General features: G+C 71.0%; 15 protein-coding genes. 6 read left to right on the forward strand and 9 right to left on the reverse strand.

What is annotated here, in order from left to right:
* Positions 1–48 precede the first annotated feature (48 nt).
* On the forward strand, positions 49–861 hold the full coding sequence (locus QBL25_RS02780) for an SDR family oxidoreductase (RefSeq protein WP_409055339.1): 813 nt from the start codon (positions 49–51) through the stop codon (positions 859–861).
* 237 nt (positions 862–1,098) lie between these two features.
* On the opposite strand, the gene QBL25_RS02785 is transcribed toward QBL25_RS02780, so the two are convergent.
* From QBL25_RS02785 to QBL25_RS02795, 3 genes are all read right to left on the reverse strand, one after another.
* Positions 1,099–2,574 carry an FG-GAP and VCBS repeat-containing protein gene (locus QBL25_RS02785; RefSeq protein WP_409055340.1) on the reverse strand — a complete coding sequence of 492 codons (1,476 nt, stop codon included), beginning with the start codon at positions 2,572–2,574 and terminating at the stop codon, positions 1,099–1,101.
* A gap of 348 nt (positions 2,575–2,922) precedes the next feature.
* Entirely contained in the window at positions 2,923–3,366 is a 444-nt protein-coding gene (locus QBL25_RS02790) for an ATP-binding protein (RefSeq protein WP_409055341.1), read from the reverse strand.
* A gap of 98 nt (positions 3,367–3,464) precedes the next feature.
* A complete protein-coding gene (locus QBL25_RS02795; RefSeq protein WP_409055342.1) occupies positions 3,465–4,205 on the reverse strand; it encodes a GntR family transcriptional regulator in 741 nt (246 codons plus the stop codon).
* Between the two features lie 90 nt (positions 4,206–4,295).
* Here QBL25_RS02795 and QBL25_RS02800 point away from each other — a divergent pair, with 90 nt between their 5' ends.
* Positions 4,296–5,411 (forward strand): DUF1152 domain-containing protein, encoded by a 1,116-nt coding sequence (locus tag QBL25_RS02800; RefSeq protein ID WP_409055343.1) that lies wholly within the window; start codon positions 4,296–4,298, stop codon positions 5,409–5,411.
* Between the two features lie 57 nt (positions 5,412–5,468).
* On the opposite strand, the gene QBL25_RS02805 is transcribed toward QBL25_RS02800, so the two are convergent.
* On the reverse strand, positions 5,469–5,870 hold the full coding sequence (locus tag QBL25_RS02805) for a nuclear transport factor 2 family protein (protein ID WP_409055344.1): 402 nt from the start codon (positions 5,868–5,870) through the stop codon (positions 5,469–5,471).
* 175 nt (positions 5,871–6,045) lie between these two features.
* Between QBL25_RS02805 and QBL25_RS02810 the strand changes: the two genes are divergently transcribed.
* The gene (locus QBL25_RS02810) at positions 6,046–6,993 is read left to right on the forward strand and encodes a hypothetical protein (protein ID WP_409055345.1); all 948 of its coding nucleotides are present in this window, start codon (positions 6,046–6,048) and stop codon (positions 6,991–6,993) included.
* A 252-nt stretch (positions 6,994–7,245) separates the two neighbouring features.
* Here the strand turns inward: QBL25_RS02810 and QBL25_RS02815 are convergent, their stop codons facing one another.
* Both QBL25_RS02815 and QBL25_RS02820 read right to left on the reverse strand, forming a co-directional pair.
* Positions 7,246–8,361: a hypothetical protein gene (locus QBL25_RS02815; protein ID WP_409055346.1), complete on the reverse strand. Its 1,116-nt coding sequence runs from the start codon at positions 8,359–8,361 to the stop codon at positions 7,246–7,248.
* A gap of 235 nt (positions 8,362–8,596) precedes the next feature.
* A complete protein-coding gene (locus tag QBL25_RS02820; protein ID WP_409055347.1) occupies positions 8,597–8,992 on the reverse strand; it encodes a RidA family protein in 396 nt (131 codons plus the stop codon).
* Positions 8,993–9,101: 109 nt separating this feature from the next.
* On the opposite strand from QBL25_RS02820, the gene QBL25_RS02825 reads away from it, so the two are divergent.
* Positions 9,102–10,076, forward strand: a complete 975-nt coding sequence (locus QBL25_RS02825; RefSeq protein WP_409055348.1) for a helix-turn-helix transcriptional regulator — start codon at positions 9,102–9,104, stop codon at positions 10,074–10,076.
* Between the two features lie 36 nt (positions 10,077–10,112).
* Here the strand turns inward: QBL25_RS02825 and eno are convergent, their stop codons facing one another.
* Complete coding sequence (eno, locus tag QBL25_RS02830; protein WP_409055349.1) at positions 10,113–11,402, reverse strand: phosphopyruvate hydratase; 1,290 nt, start codon at positions 11,400–11,402, stop codon at positions 10,113–10,115.
* A gap of 157 nt (positions 11,403–11,559) precedes the next feature.
* Here eno and QBL25_RS02835 point away from each other — a divergent pair, with 157 nt between their 5' ends.
* Positions 11,560–12,003: a MarR family winged helix-turn-helix transcriptional regulator gene (locus tag QBL25_RS02835; protein WP_409055350.1), complete on the forward strand. Its 444-nt coding sequence runs from the start codon at positions 11,560–11,562 to the stop codon at positions 12,001–12,003.
* Between the two features lie 30 nt (positions 12,004–12,033).
* Here the strand turns inward: QBL25_RS02835 and QBL25_RS02840 are convergent, their stop codons facing one another.
* Positions 12,034–12,606: a sugar O-acetyltransferase gene (locus QBL25_RS02840; protein WP_409055351.1), complete on the reverse strand. Its 573-nt coding sequence runs from the start codon at positions 12,604–12,606 to the stop codon at positions 12,034–12,036.
* 181 nt (positions 12,607–12,787) lie between these two features.
* Between QBL25_RS02840 and QBL25_RS02845 the strand changes: the two genes are divergently transcribed.
* Positions 12,788–13,735 carry a LysR family transcriptional regulator gene (locus tag QBL25_RS02845; RefSeq protein ID WP_409055352.1) on the forward strand — a complete coding sequence of 316 codons (948 nt, stop codon included), beginning with the start codon at positions 12,788–12,790 and terminating at the stop codon, positions 13,733–13,735.
* On the opposite strand, the gene QBL25_RS02850 is transcribed toward QBL25_RS02845, so the two are convergent.
* Positions 13,718–14,767 (reverse strand): LacI family DNA-binding transcriptional regulator, encoded by a 1,050-nt coding sequence (locus QBL25_RS02850; RefSeq protein ID WP_409055353.1) that lies wholly within the window; start codon positions 14,765–14,767, stop codon positions 13,718–13,720. The genes QBL25_RS02845 and QBL25_RS02850 overlap by 18 nt on opposite strands.
* Between the last annotated feature and the right edge of the window lie 52 nt (positions 14,768–14,819).

Raw genomic sequence — 14,819 nt, forward strand, 5'->3', positions numbered from 1 at the left:
GGCAGAACAGCAACTCGCACACCACGACGACGAACAACTCAGGAGTACATGATGACTGTTGACGCCACGATCCTGGTCACCGGTGGCACCGGAACGCTCGGCCGCCACGTTCTCCCGCTGCTGCGGCAGGCGGCGCCCACACGATCGGTGCGGGTGCTCAGCCGCAGCGAGCGGCCGGACGCCGACGGGGTCACGTACGTCACCGGGGACCTGATGACCGGCGAGGGCGTCGCTGCCGCCCTGGCCGGCGTGGACACGGTGCTTCACCTGGCCGGCGGCGCCAAGGGCGACGACGTGGTGGCGACCCACCTGGTCGCGGCGGCCCGGGAAGCCGGGGTGCAGCACATCGTGCACATCTCGGTGATCGGCGCGGACCGGATGCCGATGGCGTGGTTCGCCACCCAGCGCGCCGCGGAGGAAGCGATCACCGGTTCGGGCATCCCGTGGACATTGCTGCGGGCCGCTCAGTTCCACGACCTGGTGCACGAGATGGTCTCCAAGATGGCAAAGCTGCCCCTCGTCCCGGCGCCCGGGATGCGCCTGGAGCCGGTCGACGTCCGTGATGTCGCGCAGCGCCTGGTCGAGCTGACCCTCGCCGAACCGGCGGGCCTGGTCGCCGAGTTGGCCGGCCCGACGGTGTACACGATGGATGACGTGGTCCGCTCCTACCTGGGCGCCACGGGGCGCCGCCGCCCGGTCCTGGGGATGCGGATGCCCGGCAAGGCGGGCCGCGCCTACCGCGAGGGCGTGAACCTCGCTTCCCCGGCGCACGCCGTGCACGGCGGCCGGAGCTGGGAGGCGTTCCTGGCGGAGCGGACCGAGCACGCCGGGCACGCCGGGCGCACCGAGCGGGCCGCCTGAAGACTCCGCCGCAGTGCGGTGGATGGCGGCCGGGCGTGGGGCACGATGCCGCGAGGCTGGGCGTGGAGCACGACACCATGGGGTTGGGACCGTGGGTCTGGGCGTGGGACACGACGCCGTGGGGGCAGGTGTGTGGGTGACGACGCCGCGGGGGCGCGCCGGCCTCGTTCACGAGGCGGACACGCCCCCGGGCTTCGGACCTGGGACGAGAGGCAGTGCGCCGCTCGGGGACGAACGCTAGGGGATGACCGTTCCGGAGCCGTTGTCGCCGCTCAGGTTCGCGCCGAACAGGGCGCGCGCCGCCGGTGCCCCGATGTCCGTCGGGTTCTGCGCGAGGGACTTCGAGGCCGTCAGGCCGGAAGCGCTGCCGCGCAGCAGCCACACCGCGCCGCCGTTCACGACGGTGCCCAGGTCCTCGCCGGGCGCGCCCGTGACCAGGTCCGCCTTGCCGTCACCCGTCGTGTCGAGCAGCCGCGCCGACCCGCCGAACACGTCACCGGACTCCGCGACGCCCGGTACGCCCTCGGTGTCCTGGTGGAAGGCCTGCGATCCCTTGCCGGTGAGCCCGTTCTTGCCGCCCTTGAGCAGCACGACGGCACCCGCCTTCTTCTTCGTGCCGATGGCCTCGCCCGGGACGCCGACGGCCAGGTCGGGGTATCCGTCGCCGTTCGCGTCGCCGGCACTCAGCCGTCCGCCGAACTGGTCGCCCTTCTCGCTCACGCCGGGCACGTCCGCCGTGTTCTGCGTGATGGTCTGCGTGCGGGTCTGGCTGGGACCGGACGACGAACCGTAGTAGATCTTCACGGTGCCGGGGTCCTCCTCGGTGCCTTCGGTGTCGCCGTTGGCGAAGATCCGGGTGGCGAGGTCGGCGTAACCGTCGTGGTCGAAGTCCGCGACCGCGGTGCTGGCGGCGGAGTTCAGGCGCTGCGGGACGGTGGAGAGGCCGTCCTTGGTGCCGAGCCACAGCTTGCCGCCCTCGGCGTGGTTCTCGTAGACGTAGAAGGTCGCCAGGTCCTCGACGCCGTCGCCGTTGAAGTCGCCCGCGGCGGTGGAGTTGATGGCGTTGTCGGTGCTGTACACCTTCACCTGCTGCTCACGGGCGGGGGCACCGTCGCGGCGGAAGGGGCCGTAGAGCACGCCGTGGTAGTCGTAGTCGTCACCGTTGTTCATGAACAGGTCCTGGTGGCCGTCACCGTCGAAGTCGCCCGCGGTGATGTCCTCGCCGACCTGGGCGTTCGCCGGTGCGCCGACGCGGACGGCGTCCTGGCCGGAGATGCCGGTCTTGCGCCCCCACAGGACGATCACCGATCCGTTGACGTTGTCCTCCGGCCGGTAGTCGCGGGCGACCACCGCGAGGTCGGTCAGACCGTCGCCGTCGAGGTCGCGGGAGACCATCGTGTACCCGAAGACCTGGCTGTCGCCGGAGGCCCCGGGCACGCCGGGGGTGTCCTGGCTGATGACCGTGGTGCGGGCGAGGTCCAGACCCTGCGCCGAGCCGTAGCTGATCGTGACGTAGCCGGCCGACGCATGGCCGCCGACCTTCGCGCCGGGGGCGGCGACGGCGACGTCCTGGTAGCCGTCGCCGTCGAAGTCCTCGCGCACGGTGGCGGCGGCGTCCTGCGCGGCTGCGGTGCCCGCTGCGATCGGAACGGCGAAACCCCCGATCAGGGCGGCGGCCACGGCGGTCGAAAGGGCGGGTCGGCGGATGCCCACGGTTCCTCCTCTAGAGCGCGAGCGATGTCGAGACGCGTGCGCACGAATGTGATTCATGTGCGAGACACGTGGAAACGTCCGATGGTTGTGCGCTGAACCGCATCCAAACGGAAGCGAACCGACTCTTGAACGTCCCAGAACCGACTCTTGAACCGGATCGAACCGACCACGAACCGACCAAACCGGCCGACACAGGCGCCGGGCCCCGATTCCGCATCCCCGAGATCCGTCACACGTCGAAGACGCCGAGACGAAACACAATGGCAGCCGCCTCACCCCGGCCCGCGGCCCGCTCGACGCGAGGGCGACTAAGCCGGAGCCCCACGCTGGTAGGCCCTTAGCAGCCCTTTAGTCAGGCTTGAAGGCGCGGTGCATGAGGAACACCACGGCCGTCCCGCCGTACCGACTCGGGCCGGACCACCACTCATCGGCCAGCGCGTCGACCAGAAGCAAGCCGCGTCCGTGGGCCTCCGTGGCCTCGGGCGAGCGCAGGCGGACGTGGGCCGGACAGCCGGCATTGTGTACGTCCACGCGCAGCGCTTCGCCTAAGCGATACCAGCGGACGCGCACCCGCCAGGGCTCGTCCGCTGCCCCGTAGAGGATGGCGTTGGTGACCAGCTCCGAGACCATCAGTTCGCAGTCGTCGATGGAGCAGCCGAGTTGGTACGGCTCGGTGAACTTCCGGAACCAGCGGCGAGCACGCCCGACCGACTCCGGGACAGGGTAGAGGACCATCCCGCCGAGTGGTCGGAGTAGGGCGTCGTCGCCGGAGTTGTCGTCCGTGCGCGTCATTGCGCTTCCCCTTCCGGTAAGTGGCTAAGGCCACTTACCGGATAGTGGCATTGGCCACTTCGGGCCGCAAGCACTTTCGGGGAAGCGGCACCCGCCACTCACCCCAACGGGTAGCCCTGCTCGAACGCCCAGCGCCCCGGCGGATACACCGCCTCCGCGAACTCCAAGGGGCGGTCCTGCAGGTCGTAGACGACATGGTGAACCACCAGGACCGCAGCGGGCAGTTCGAGCCCGAGCTCGTCGGCCTCCTCCCCGGTGGCCAGCCGGGCGCAGACACGATCCTCGCCGTAGCTGCCGCGACGGCCGGTGACCTCCTCGACGTACAGGACCGTTCCTTCGCGGATCCGCTCGGGCTCCAGAAGGCGGGGCGCCCTGCGCCCCAGTTCGGCCGGGAACCAGGACGTGGAGGTCTCGACGGGCCCCTCGGCCGAGTTGGTCACCCGACGCCGCTGAACGGCCCGGCGCTCCTTGCCGAGTTCGAGGGCCTCGGCCACATGGTCGGGCGCCTCGGCGTACCCGGCCGAGGCGATGACCGCGTACTCCCCCGGCCCGTAGATCCGCCCGGTCTGCCGCGCCCGCCCATAGCGCTCGCGGGCCCGCCGGTGCACCTGCTGGTCACGTACATACGTGCCCGACCCCTGCCGCTTCTCCACAAGACCCTGATGCCGCAACGCCTCCAGGGCGCGGGCACTGGTGGGCCGGGAGACATTCCAGTCGGCGGCCAACTGCCGCTCGGAGGGCACCTCTTCACCTGCCCGCAGATCCCCGCGCAGGATCTGATCACGCAGGTGCTGGGCGATCTGCAGGTACTTGGGCAAGGCCTCAGCGATCTCGGGCACGCGACATTCCCTTCACCGACTTCACCGACTGGCTAATACCAGTAGCCACTATAGGTGCGCGCCCAGGAGTCGGACCCCTACGCTGTTCTCGTGAAACGGCTCATTGTGGCAGCCGGAGGCGGCGGCGACGCAGTAGCGGCGGCGATGCTGCACGCCGCGCTGTACGGGGACGACGGCGGGCCGGCGCTGATCCTGACGTACTCCTGGGACCGCCTGATCGTCGACCCGGTCCCGGGCCCGCGCTCACCGGCCGACTTCACCGGCCTGCGCCAACTCACGCCCCACGTCTGGGCAGTCCCCGGCACCGCGACCCTGAAGCCACCCCACGCGGCAACACTCCCCCGCCTCGCGGCCGAGCTCCCGCACACCTTCGCAGTGATCGACCCGTACGCCGGGGCCGCAGGCATCACCCGCCAACTCAACGAACTGATCACCCGCTTCACCCCGGAGACGATCGACCTCCTGGACGTCGGCGGCGACATCCTGGCCCACGGCGACGAACCCACCTTGCGCAGCCCCCTGGCCGACGCCCTCACCCTGGCCGCCTGCGCCCGCACCGAGACGCCCGTACGCCTCCTGGTGGCGGGCCCCGGTCTCGACGGCGAACTCCCCGCGGACGTCCTGCGCCCCCGCCTCGGCCCCCTGCTCACGACCTTCACCCCGGAGCACGCGCAAGTCATCCTCCCGGTCCTCGCCTGGCACCCCTCGGAGGCAACGGCCCTGCTCACCGCGACGGCATGGGGCGCCCGGGGCCTGTGCGAGATCCGTGACGCCGGTCTCCCGGTCCCGCTCACCGCCGAAGGCCCCACCGTCCACCAGGTCGACATGGCGGGGGCGTTCGCCGACAACCGCCTCGCCCAAGCCGTGGCCGACACGACCACGCTCCACGCAGCCGAGGAACACTGCCGCACCATCTGCGGCACCTCCGAGATCGACTACGAACGCGCGAAGGCACAACGACGGAGCGAGCAACGGCCAACCGCTGCCGTCCCGCACGACCTCCCGACCCAGATCAAGAACTTCGAACAGGCCGCCGCCACACGAGGAATCACGCACACAACGGTTCGCCGCCTGGCCGAGAGTCTGGGGCTCACCCACGAAGCACTCCCACACCTCACCCCACTCAACCCCGCGCACGACACCCGCCTCCCGGCCTCTGTGTGGAAGCTCCACCACACAGGGGTGCAGGAGACGTGGCCGTCATGACCGGGACCGCCGGGCGGCCGGTCGTCTGTGGTCGTGGTTGGTCGACTGCGGTCGTCGTCAGCCGAAGTAGGCCTTGCTGACGGCGTACGTGTCCTCGTAGAGGTGATAGCGGGTGATCTTTCCGGCCTGGACCGTGGTGTGCAGGGCGAACGCCGTGTCGATGTCCCGGCCCGTCTTCTTGACCTCGGAGACCATGCGTCCGATCAGCACCACATCGTCGCCCTCGGCGATGATCTGACGCAGGTCGAACTCCTTGGGCTGGACATGGGTCCCCAGCAGCTCGAAGAACGTGTGCATCCCCTGCGCCGAGTCGACCTCCGGCACCCAGGGAATACCCGGGGGGTGCGGAATCGAGAAGGACACCTCGTCGGCGAACAAGGCCGCCGCCTCCGCGGTCTTCCCCTCGGCGAGCAGCGGGAACAAGCGTTGCACGGTCTGGGCCGGTGTCTCTGCTGTCATGCGCGCGGAGTCTAGCGAGCGGACAGGCGGTGGCCCGGGTTTCACCGGCGTTGCGCAAGCAGGCAGGCACGCAGCCGACCCTCGCACGAAGTCCGCTCCCGGTGCGCACAGCTCCGGCGAGGCCGGGAGCGGGCTGTACTCTTCCCCGGTTCCCGCATCGACCGGAAGGCAAGGCATGGCAGTTGAGCAGAGCATCCGGTTGAACCCGACCCTGCGGGCGGAGATCAATCTGCCGTGCCCCGCCGAGGGCGACGCCTACCGGCGACTGGCCCACGCGTGGATCACCGCGGCCACGGGACTGCTCGCCGGGCCGCTCGGGAACGACTTCCACCAGGGCCTGGACCTCACCGCACCGGCCCTGGCCAACAACGGCACCGGTCCGTGCGGGCCACCCGGAACGCTCTGGGCCTCCTTCGTCTACTACGAGACCACCCGACGACGGCAGCGGCTCGTCGAGACGTACTTCTCCCCCGCCAACTGGCAGGAGTTCCTCGCCCAGCTCGGTCACCGGCCCCTCGACGCGCAGCTGCAACTGGCGCTGCTCGACGCCGAGGGCCAGCCCGGTGAGCCCTGGCTCGACGTCTCGCTCACCCGCGACCACGACGCGCCGGACGTGGTGTCCCTGGTCGCCGTGCGCACGTCGGAGGAGTTCGAGGATCCCGCCACGGCGGACGAGGCACAGCAGCGCTGGGAGTCCTTGCTGCACAGCCAGGTCCAGAGCCACGGCAACGTCCTTTACGCGTATGTGGCCGACGACTCCGAACACATCTCGGGGCGTACGGCCCTCGAAGACGGCATAGGCCTGCTCCTGGGCGACACCCTGCCCGAACTGGAGACCACGCTGCGCGGGTACGGATGGCTGACGGTCTGCTCCCCCGGCGTGCTCGCGGCCTTGGGCGGCATCGCGGCGCTGCGGGCGTGTGAGGCGTTCACCGAGGTGACGCCGGTGGCCGGCGGCGGCGCCTGGCTCAAGGCGACCGACCGCATTCACGGCTACACGCCCGCCCACGTCCGGGCCGTCTTCGACGCCCTCGCACCGGTTCTGCCCCCGGACAAGCCGGTACCGACCCTCGCGGCCGAGACCCGCCGCCTGGTGTACGAGGCACCCGGCCGTACGCGCTGACTGCCCCCCTCCGACCGACCGCGGCCGCCACCGCGCCGGCCTACGCCCGAGGTCTACCCGGCTGCCTGGATACCCCGCTACCTGGCTACCTGGCTACCTGGCTACCGCGAAGGCTGACCGTGACGTCGATCCTCCGTGGGACGCGGCCCCTCGCTCGCTGCGTAACTTTTCCGGCCCGCCCCGCCGTGGCCGGGCAACCACCGCGGCATCTCCATGTACTGCCCCGGCAGCGGTTACAAGCGCGTCAAGCAATCAGAAGAAGTGGCGCACGAACACGTCCGACTTGCCGTTGGTGTCGCCGGGCACGATGTCGTCGGCCGTGGACTGGAAGACCACGTCGCGCCCACCGGCGCTGACCGCGTCGGTCCCGGCCGAGGCCGGCTGGTTCGAGACGACCTCGTCGGTGCCCGCCGCCAGATCGCGCAGCACCAGCGCCGGCCCGCTCGTGTCCTGCGGCGCGTACAGCAGGTACCGGCCGGTGGGGTCGATGGCCACTGCCCGGGCGTTCGGGACCAGTTGGGTGGTGCCGGCCTGCACGTCGTAGACGTAGGTGTCGGCGCCCGAGAGGTAGACGACCTTGCGGCCGTCGTCGCTGAGCTGGACGAGTGTCGCTTCCTGGGCCGGGCCCTCCAGCGGGCCGGTGGTGGTGGCGCCGGTCCGGTCCCAGACGAAGACGTCCTTCGTCTGGGCGTTCTGGTAGGCGACGTAGCGGCCGTCGCCGCTCAGGGACGGCCGGGAGGGCTGCGTGTGGTCGAAGGCGGCGACGGTCACGTTGGCACCGCCGTTGTCCCAGTCCTGTACGAGGACGCGCTGGCCGAAGGACGGTTGCCGGACGGAGCGGATGACGTGCGCGGTAAAACGGCCGACCGTGCTCAGGGACGGCTGGTCGCAGGTGTAGGCGGAGCAGTTGAGGGACGCGGTGCGTCCCGTGCTGACCTGGTACTGGCGGATCCGTATGTCGTTGATCCACTGGTGCGCGTAACCGATGTACTCCCCGTCCCCGCTGATGACGGGGGGCTGGGTCGGGGCGAGATCCCCCATCCGCTGGTTCTGGCTCGTCCGCTGGTCGCGGACGAAGACGCGGTTGCCTCCGGTCGCGGTGTCGGGCGTGAGGTTCTTCGCCGACGACGAGAACACGATGCGGCGGCCGTCGTGCGTGATCGAGGCACCGCCGGAGTTGTCGTCGCCCTGGGTGCCGTCGGCGGCGACGCTGATCCGCTCGACGCCGGCTCCGAGGCCGTCCGCGACGCCCGCGGGCTCGGCCGAGGCGGTCCCGGGCAGCACTGCCGTGATCGCGCAGACCGCGACCGCCGTGCTCAGAGCGGCCCGCACCCGTCTGGTGGCGCGCCGGTTCACACGTCCCGTCATTTTCCCCCCAAGAAAAACGCGGTTCGCCTCCAGCTCCCCACCGGAGGACCAGAAGCATGCAATCGCGGCGGCATGGTGGGGTCAATGCGTCACCTGGCGTATTGAGGGGCGCAGTTCCGGTCATGTGGGAGGGGAGCGGTCTGCTGCCGTGTCGAAGCCGGCCCGCGCCTTCCCTTCCCCCTTGCCCTGCTGCCGACGCCGGCCGGCGCGGCGCGGGCAGCAGGGACGGTGAGGCTCACGCCACGGCGGTTCCCTCCAGCTCGACCATCTGGCCGGGCAGGGCGAGCCGTGTCACGCCGAGCATCGTCGTGGCCGGGGCCACCTGCGCGGCGCCCAACCGCGCGGCCAGCACGCCGTAGTGCTGGAACAGCAGGTCGACGTCAGTGGTATAGACATTGAGCCGGACGAGGTCGGCGAGGGACATGCCCGCCTCTTCGAGGACGGCCTCCACGTTGTCGATGCTCAGCGCCAACTGCGCCGCCATGTCACCCTCGTGCCGGGGCTTGCCTTCGGCGCTCATCGCCGTCTGCCCCGAGCAGTACAGGGTGCGCGTGTGCCCGCTGACGAGTTCTCCCTGGTTGAACCCCATCTCCACCGACCACGTCACCGGGTTGACCGCCGTTCGCTGCATCGCCACATCCATTCCGTTCGGTTCATCGAGACCATCGGCTTCCTCGGTCACCAGGAGCCTGCCAACGAATCACGACATCCTTGGTCATGTATTTGGATAAACTTCCGGCATGCGCGCCGACCGGCTGGTCTCTCTCGTGTTGCTGCTGCGCCAGCGCGGTCGGCTGACCGCGGACACGCTGGCCCGCGAACTGGAGGTGTCCACCCGCACGGTGCTCCGCGACATCGAGGCCCTGTCCGCGGCCGGCGTCCCGGTCCACGCCGAGCGCGGACGGCACGGCGGCTTCGCGCTGCTGCCCGGTTTCCGCACCGAGCTCACCGGCCTGAACCACGAGGAGGCGCTCGCCGTGCTGACCGCGGGGCCGGGGCGCGGCGAGCAGATCTTCGGGCTCGGCCCCGCGCTCGCCTCGGCCCTCCGCAAGGTGGTCGACGCCCTGCCCGACGGCCACCGGACCACCGTGGGCGACGCGGCCCAGCGCTTCCTGATCGACCCCGAGAGCGATCTGCTCTCCCGCCGGCTGGTCACCGAGCAGGTGGCCGACGCCACCATGACCGAAGTCAGGCGCGCGGTGCTCTGCGGACACAAACTGCGCATCCATTACGCGGCCACGGGCGAGGCGCCGCGGTGGCGCACGGTGGATCCCGTCGGGCTGGTCACCGTACGCGACCGGGCGTATCTGCTGGCCACGCGAGCCGGAGAGGACCGCACCTACCGGCTGTCACGGATGCAGGCCGCCGAGGAACTGGCCGAGCCGGCGCAGCGGCCCCAGCGCGTCGATCTGGACCGGATCTGGCGTGAACGCTCCGCGCGGTTCCTCGACGGCAGCGATCACCTCACCGTCCTGATGCGGGTCAGCCCGGCCCGGCGTGAGGAGTTGATGGGCACGGCGCTGGCCGTCCGCGCGGAAGAACCGGACGCCGACGGCTGGCTGCGCCTCGAGGTGACCTTCCAGGACGCGCGGCACGCCGAGTGGGCCGTGTGGCAGCTCGGCACCGAGGCCGAGGCCCTGACCCCGCAGTCCCTGCGCGCGTCCTTGCACCGGCGCGCCACCGCCCTCGCCACGCGCTACGGGTCCTCGTCGTGACGGGGGACTTGGTGTGCCACGGCAGTGGGCCCGGACTTATGCGGCGGCGTGTCCATACCTCGCCGACTCGCCCAACTCCTGCTCGATGCGCATGAGTTGGTTGTACTTGGCGGTGCGATCCGACCGGGACAGCGATCCGGTCTTGATCTGCCCGCATCCCGTGGCGACGGCCAGGTCCGCGATGGTCGTGTCCTCCGTCTCCCCGGAGCGGTGCGAGATGACCGCCGCCCATCCGGCCCGGCGCGCGGCGTTCACCGTGCCGAGGGCTTCGGTGAGCGTCCCGATCTGGTTGACCTTGACCAGGACCGCGTTCCCCACCCCCGTACGAATGCCGTCCCGCACCAGGGCCTCATTGGTGCAGAACACGTCGTCCCCGGTCAACTGGCATCTGCCGCCGATCCGTGCCGTCAGTTCGCGCCATCCGTCGAGGTCGTCCTCGGCCATGGGGTCCTCCACCGAGACGATCGGGTAGGCGTCGATCAGCCGGGCGAAGTAGTCGACCTGTTCGGCGGACGTACGCCGGACTCCCTCCCCGGTGTACACGTAGGCGCCGTCCCGGTAGAACTCCGACGACGCCGGGTCCATGACGAGGCCGATGTCCGTGCCGGGCCGGTATCCGGCCCGTTCGATCGCCGCCATGACGAAGTCGAGCGCCTCCTCGGCGGTACGGAGCGCGGGTGCGAAGCCGCCCTCGTCGCCGACGCCGGTGGAGTGGCCGGCGGTCAGCAGGTCGCGGCGGAGCGTGTGGAAGACCTCGGAGCCCATCCGGACGGCTTCCGCGAAGGTTCCGGCACCCACCGGCGCGATCATGAACTCCTGGAAGTCCAGCGGATTGTCGGCGTGGGCGCCGCCGTTGACGATGTTCATCATGGGCACCGGAAGGACGCGTGCGTCGGCCCCGCCGAGGTAGCGGTACAGCGGCTGCCGGTGCGAGGCGGCAGCGGCCTTCGCGGCGGCGAGGGAGACCCCGAGCAAGGCGTTGGCGCCGAGCCGCGCCTTGGTGGGCGTGCCGTCCAGGGCCGCGAGCGCGGCGTCGAGGCCGGCCTGGTCGTCGGCGTCGCGCCCGGTGACGGCCTGCGCCATCTCGCCCCGCACGTGGGCCACGGCCCCGTCGACCCCCTTGCCGTGCCAGCGCCGGGGGTCGCCGTCCCGCAGCTCCACCGCTTCACGGGCTCCGGTGGACGCGCCCGAGGGGACGGCGGCACGGCCCAGGGATCCGTCGGCGAGGACGACGTCGACCTCGACGGTGGGATTTCCGCGGCTGTCGAGGACGGCGCGGGCGGTGACATCGCGAATGGCGGTCGGCTCAACTGTGGTTGCGGGCATGGGAGTTCCTTCCCGTTGTCGCTTGCCGGGCCCGGCTGCGGCAGCGCTGGCGCTCGGCCCGACGCGACGAAACTGTACAGCATTGCTGTTCAGTTCCGCTGTTCAGTCGCGCTGCGCAGTTCTGCTGCACAGCGGCGCTTCCGGGGTAAAGTGCCCTATGCCCACCCCGGAAGCCGCCGCCGTCGCCACCGAACTCCGTACCGCGATGGGCAAGCTCTCCCGGCGCGTGAAGCTCGAGGACCACATTCCGCACGGGCAGGTCGCCGTGCTCGGCGTACTGGACCGCGACGGCGCCATGACCACCAGTGACCTCGCCACGGATCAGCGCGTGCGCCCGCAGTCGATGGCCCGCGCGGTGGGCCTCCTTTTGGAGCAGTGCCTGGTCACCCGCAGGGCTCACCCCACGGATGGCCGCAAGTCCCTGGTCGAGCTGTCGGACGCCGGCCGGGCCGCGCTGGAAGCGGAGCGCGGCCGCAGGGCCGGCTGGCTCGCCCTGGCCATCGAGGCCGAACTCAGCGAAGACGAGCGGGAGTTGCTGGCCCGCAGCGCGGCCCTGATGGAACGGCTGGCCGCCCGCCACGGCCTGTCCGGGCGCGCGTAGACGCAGTCGCGCGCGCGGAGGGCGGCGAGCTCAGCGTGTCTCCTGGCCGCCCGTGCCCTCCTGCCACTGCTTGCGCACGGACGCCGCCGGCCCGGTGACCAGCGTGTCGGGCGGCACGTCCTTCGTGACGACGGTCCCGGCGCCGACCACCGCACCCCGCCCGATCGTGACGCCGGGCAGAACGGTCACCGCCGCGCCGAGCCAGGCGTTGTCCTCGATGGTGACGGGTGCCCGGGTGATGAAGGCGCTGCGCTCGGCGGCCGGGAGCGGGTGGTCGGAGGAGAACAGGTTGGTCTTGGGGCCGATCAGAACCCCGTTTCCCAGGCGGATACCGCCTTGGTCCAGGAAGGTGCAGCCCTGGTTGACGAAGACGTGCTGCCCGAACTCGGTGCGGAGCCCGTGATCGGTGTAGAAGGGCGGGTAGAGGGTGGCGGAGTCCGGGAGCGGCCGTCCGAAGATCTCGGCCAGCAGATCCGCGCGGGCGGCCTTGTCGTCGAAGGGCAGCACGTTGAGCCGTGACGTGAGTGTGGTGACGTGCTCGATGCGCTCGGCCACCCGCGCGAACTCGGGCGTGCGGACGTAGAGACGGTTCTGATCGGGCATGGAAATTCCTCGTGGTGGGGCGCGCGGGGCGGAGCCGTCAGGTGGCAGGCGTCCGCCGCAGCGCGACGGCTGAACAACCAGGAGTTGGCTTCCCTCATCAAAGCGATCGGCCCACGCGGGAATCAAACAACGGACAGGGCACCCGGAAGCAACCATTGGTTGTCCACCTAGGATGAGCCGCATGGATGTCATGGCCGTGCGCACCTTCGTCGCCGTCGTGGACGCGGGCCAGTTCCAGGAGGCCGCCACCGATCTGGGGATCACACCGCAGGCCGTGTCCAAGCGCGTCGCCTCGCTGGAGAAGGAACTGGGTGTGCGGCTCTTCGCCCGGGATGCCCGCGGCGCGCGGCCCACCATCGACGGCCAGGCTTTTCTGCCCCACGCCCGCGCCTTCCTCGACTCCGCCGAGCGCGCCATCGCCTCCGTACGGCCCGGGCACCGGGCTCTGCGCGTCGACGTGATCGGCCGCCAGCTGTCCCTGTCCGGGCTGCTGCGCGGCTTCCATCGCGCACACCCCGAGGTCGAGCTGGACGTCCTGACGTTGTTCGACTCCGACGCGGCCCTCGCCGCGGTCCGGGACGGGACGATCGACGCCACGTTCCGTGCCGTGACCCTGCCGGGCCGGGAACTCCCCCGGGGCGTGGAGGCCACCGCCGTCTTCGACGAGCCCCTGCACCTGTTCACCGGAGCACGGCACGAGTTCGCCGACGCCCCCTCGCTCACCCCTGCCCAGCTCGCCGGACGGCGCATCTGGATGCCCGGCAATCTGCCCGGCACCGAATGGGCCGCCTACTACGACGCGCTCGGTGCCGCCTTCGGCATCACCATCGACGCGGTCGGCCCGGACTTCGGCATCGAGCCCCTCCTCGACACCATCGCCGCCTCCACGACCCTGGCCACCTTCGTCAGCGAGCAGACGCCGCTGGTGTGGCCCGCCGGGCACGACCTGCGCCGCATCCCCCTCAAGGACCCGACCCCGCTCTACCCGCACTCCCTGGTCTGGCGTGCCGACAACCCCCACCCCTGCCTGGCCGCCTTGCGTGGCCATCTCGCGGCCGCGTATCCCGGCCGCCCCGGCAGCGGGGTCTGGACGCCGCACGGGAGCCGGGACTCAGGCCGACTTCCGTAGGACCAGGCGCGTGGGCGTGACCACGGAGGGCAAGGAGCGAGTGTCGTCCGCGTCGAGCGGCGGGTGCGCCGTCCGGTCACACAGGAGCCGCGCCATCAGCCGGCCCATCTCCTCGATGTCCTGGTGCACGGTCGTCAGCGGCGGGTCCGTGGTCTCGGCGAGGGGCGTGAGGTCGTCGAAACCGACGACGGCCACGTCCTCCGGCACGGTGCGCCCGTGCTCCCGCAGCGTGCGCAAGGCGCCCGAAGCCATCAGGTCCGAGGCGACGAACACCGCGTCCAGATCCGGTGCCTGAGCAAGGAGCCGGGCCATGGCATCGGCGCCTCCCCGCAGCGTGAAGTCACCTTCGGCGAGCAGTCGGGGCGGGGCGTCGAGCAGAACGTCGCGGTAGCCGTCGAGGCGGTCGATCGCGGACGGCTGGTTGAGCGGGCCCGTGATCGTCGCGATACGGCGGCGGCCCAGCGCGACGAGGTGGCGAACGGCTTCCCGGGCGCCGCCGCGGTTGTCGGCGTCGACGTACGTGTAGACGTCGCTGCGATGTCCGGCGCCGAGACCCGGGCGTCCGCCGAAGACGGCGGGCAGCCCCATCTGCTCCACCATGCCCGGCAGCGGGTCGTCCGCACGCAGGGAGAACAGCAGCGCGCCGTCGACGTGACCGCCGCCCAGGAAATTGCTGACACGCGGATAGTCGTCCTGCTCCTCGATGAAGAGAAGGACCGGCTGCACCCCGTGCCGCACGAGCTCTTGGCGGATGCCGCGGAGATGGCAGTCGAAGTAGGGGTCCACGAAGAGGCGGTTCTGCGGTTCGGTGACCACCACGGCGACCGCGTTGTTGCGGCGGGTGACCAGCCGTCTGGCGGCCTGGTTCGGCACGTAGCCGAGCTCCGCCACGGCTTCCCGGATGCGTTCGGCGACCGCCGCCCGCACCCGCGGCTCACCGTTGATCACCCGCGACACCGTGGACTTCGACACCCCGGCCCGCCGCGCCACGTCCTCCAACGTCGGACGCTGCCCGACCAGCCGTTCCTTCAACGCCGTCTCCGATGCAGAGCAGATCACTGTCACTGGCGCACACGGTAACCCT

The sequence above is a fragment of the Streptomyces sp. SYP-A7185 genome, assembly GCF_046103685.1.
Classification (GTDB): Bacteria; Actinomycetota; Actinomycetes; order Streptomycetales; family Streptomycetaceae; genus Streptomyces.

Coding starts and splice junctions, on each gene's coding strand:
- QBL25_RS02780 (WP_409055339.1), top strand. CDS start 49: ATGATGACTGTTGACGCCACGATCCTGGTCACCGGTGGCACCGGAACG.
- QBL25_RS02790 (WP_409055341.1), bottom strand. CDS start 3,366: ATGACGCGCACGGACGACAACTCCGGCGACGACGCCCTACTCCGACCA.
- QBL25_RS02805 (WP_409055344.1), bottom strand. CDS start 5,870: ATGACAGCAGAGACACCGGCCCAGACCGTGCAACGCTTGTTCCCGCTG.
- QBL25_RS02810 (WP_409055345.1), top strand. CDS start 6,046: ATGGCAGTTGAGCAGAGCATCCGGTTGAACCCGACCCTGCGGGCGGAG.
- QBL25_RS02815 (WP_409055346.1), bottom strand. CDS start 8,361: ATGACGGGACGTGTGAACCGGCGCGCCACCAGACGGGTGCGGGCCGCT.
- QBL25_RS02820 (WP_409055347.1), bottom strand. CDS start 8,992: ATGCAGCGAACGGCGGTCAACCCGGTGACGTGGTCGGTGGAGATGGGG.
- QBL25_RS02825 (WP_409055348.1), top strand. CDS start 9,102: ATGCGCGCCGACCGGCTGGTCTCTCTCGTGTTGCTGCTGCGCCAGCGC.
- eno (WP_409055349.1), bottom strand. CDS start 11,402: ATGCCCGCAACCACAGTTGAGCCGACCGCCATTCGCGATGTCACCGCC.
- QBL25_RS02835 (WP_409055350.1), top strand. CDS start 11,560: ATGCCCACCCCGGAAGCCGCCGCCGTCGCCACCGAACTCCGTACCGCG.
- QBL25_RS02840 (WP_409055351.1), bottom strand. CDS start 12,606: ATGCCCGATCAGAACCGTCTCTACGTCCGCACGCCCGAGTTCGCGCGG.
- QBL25_RS02845 (WP_409055352.1), top strand. CDS start 12,788: ATGGATGTCATGGCCGTGCGCACCTTCGTCGCCGTCGTGGACGCGGGC.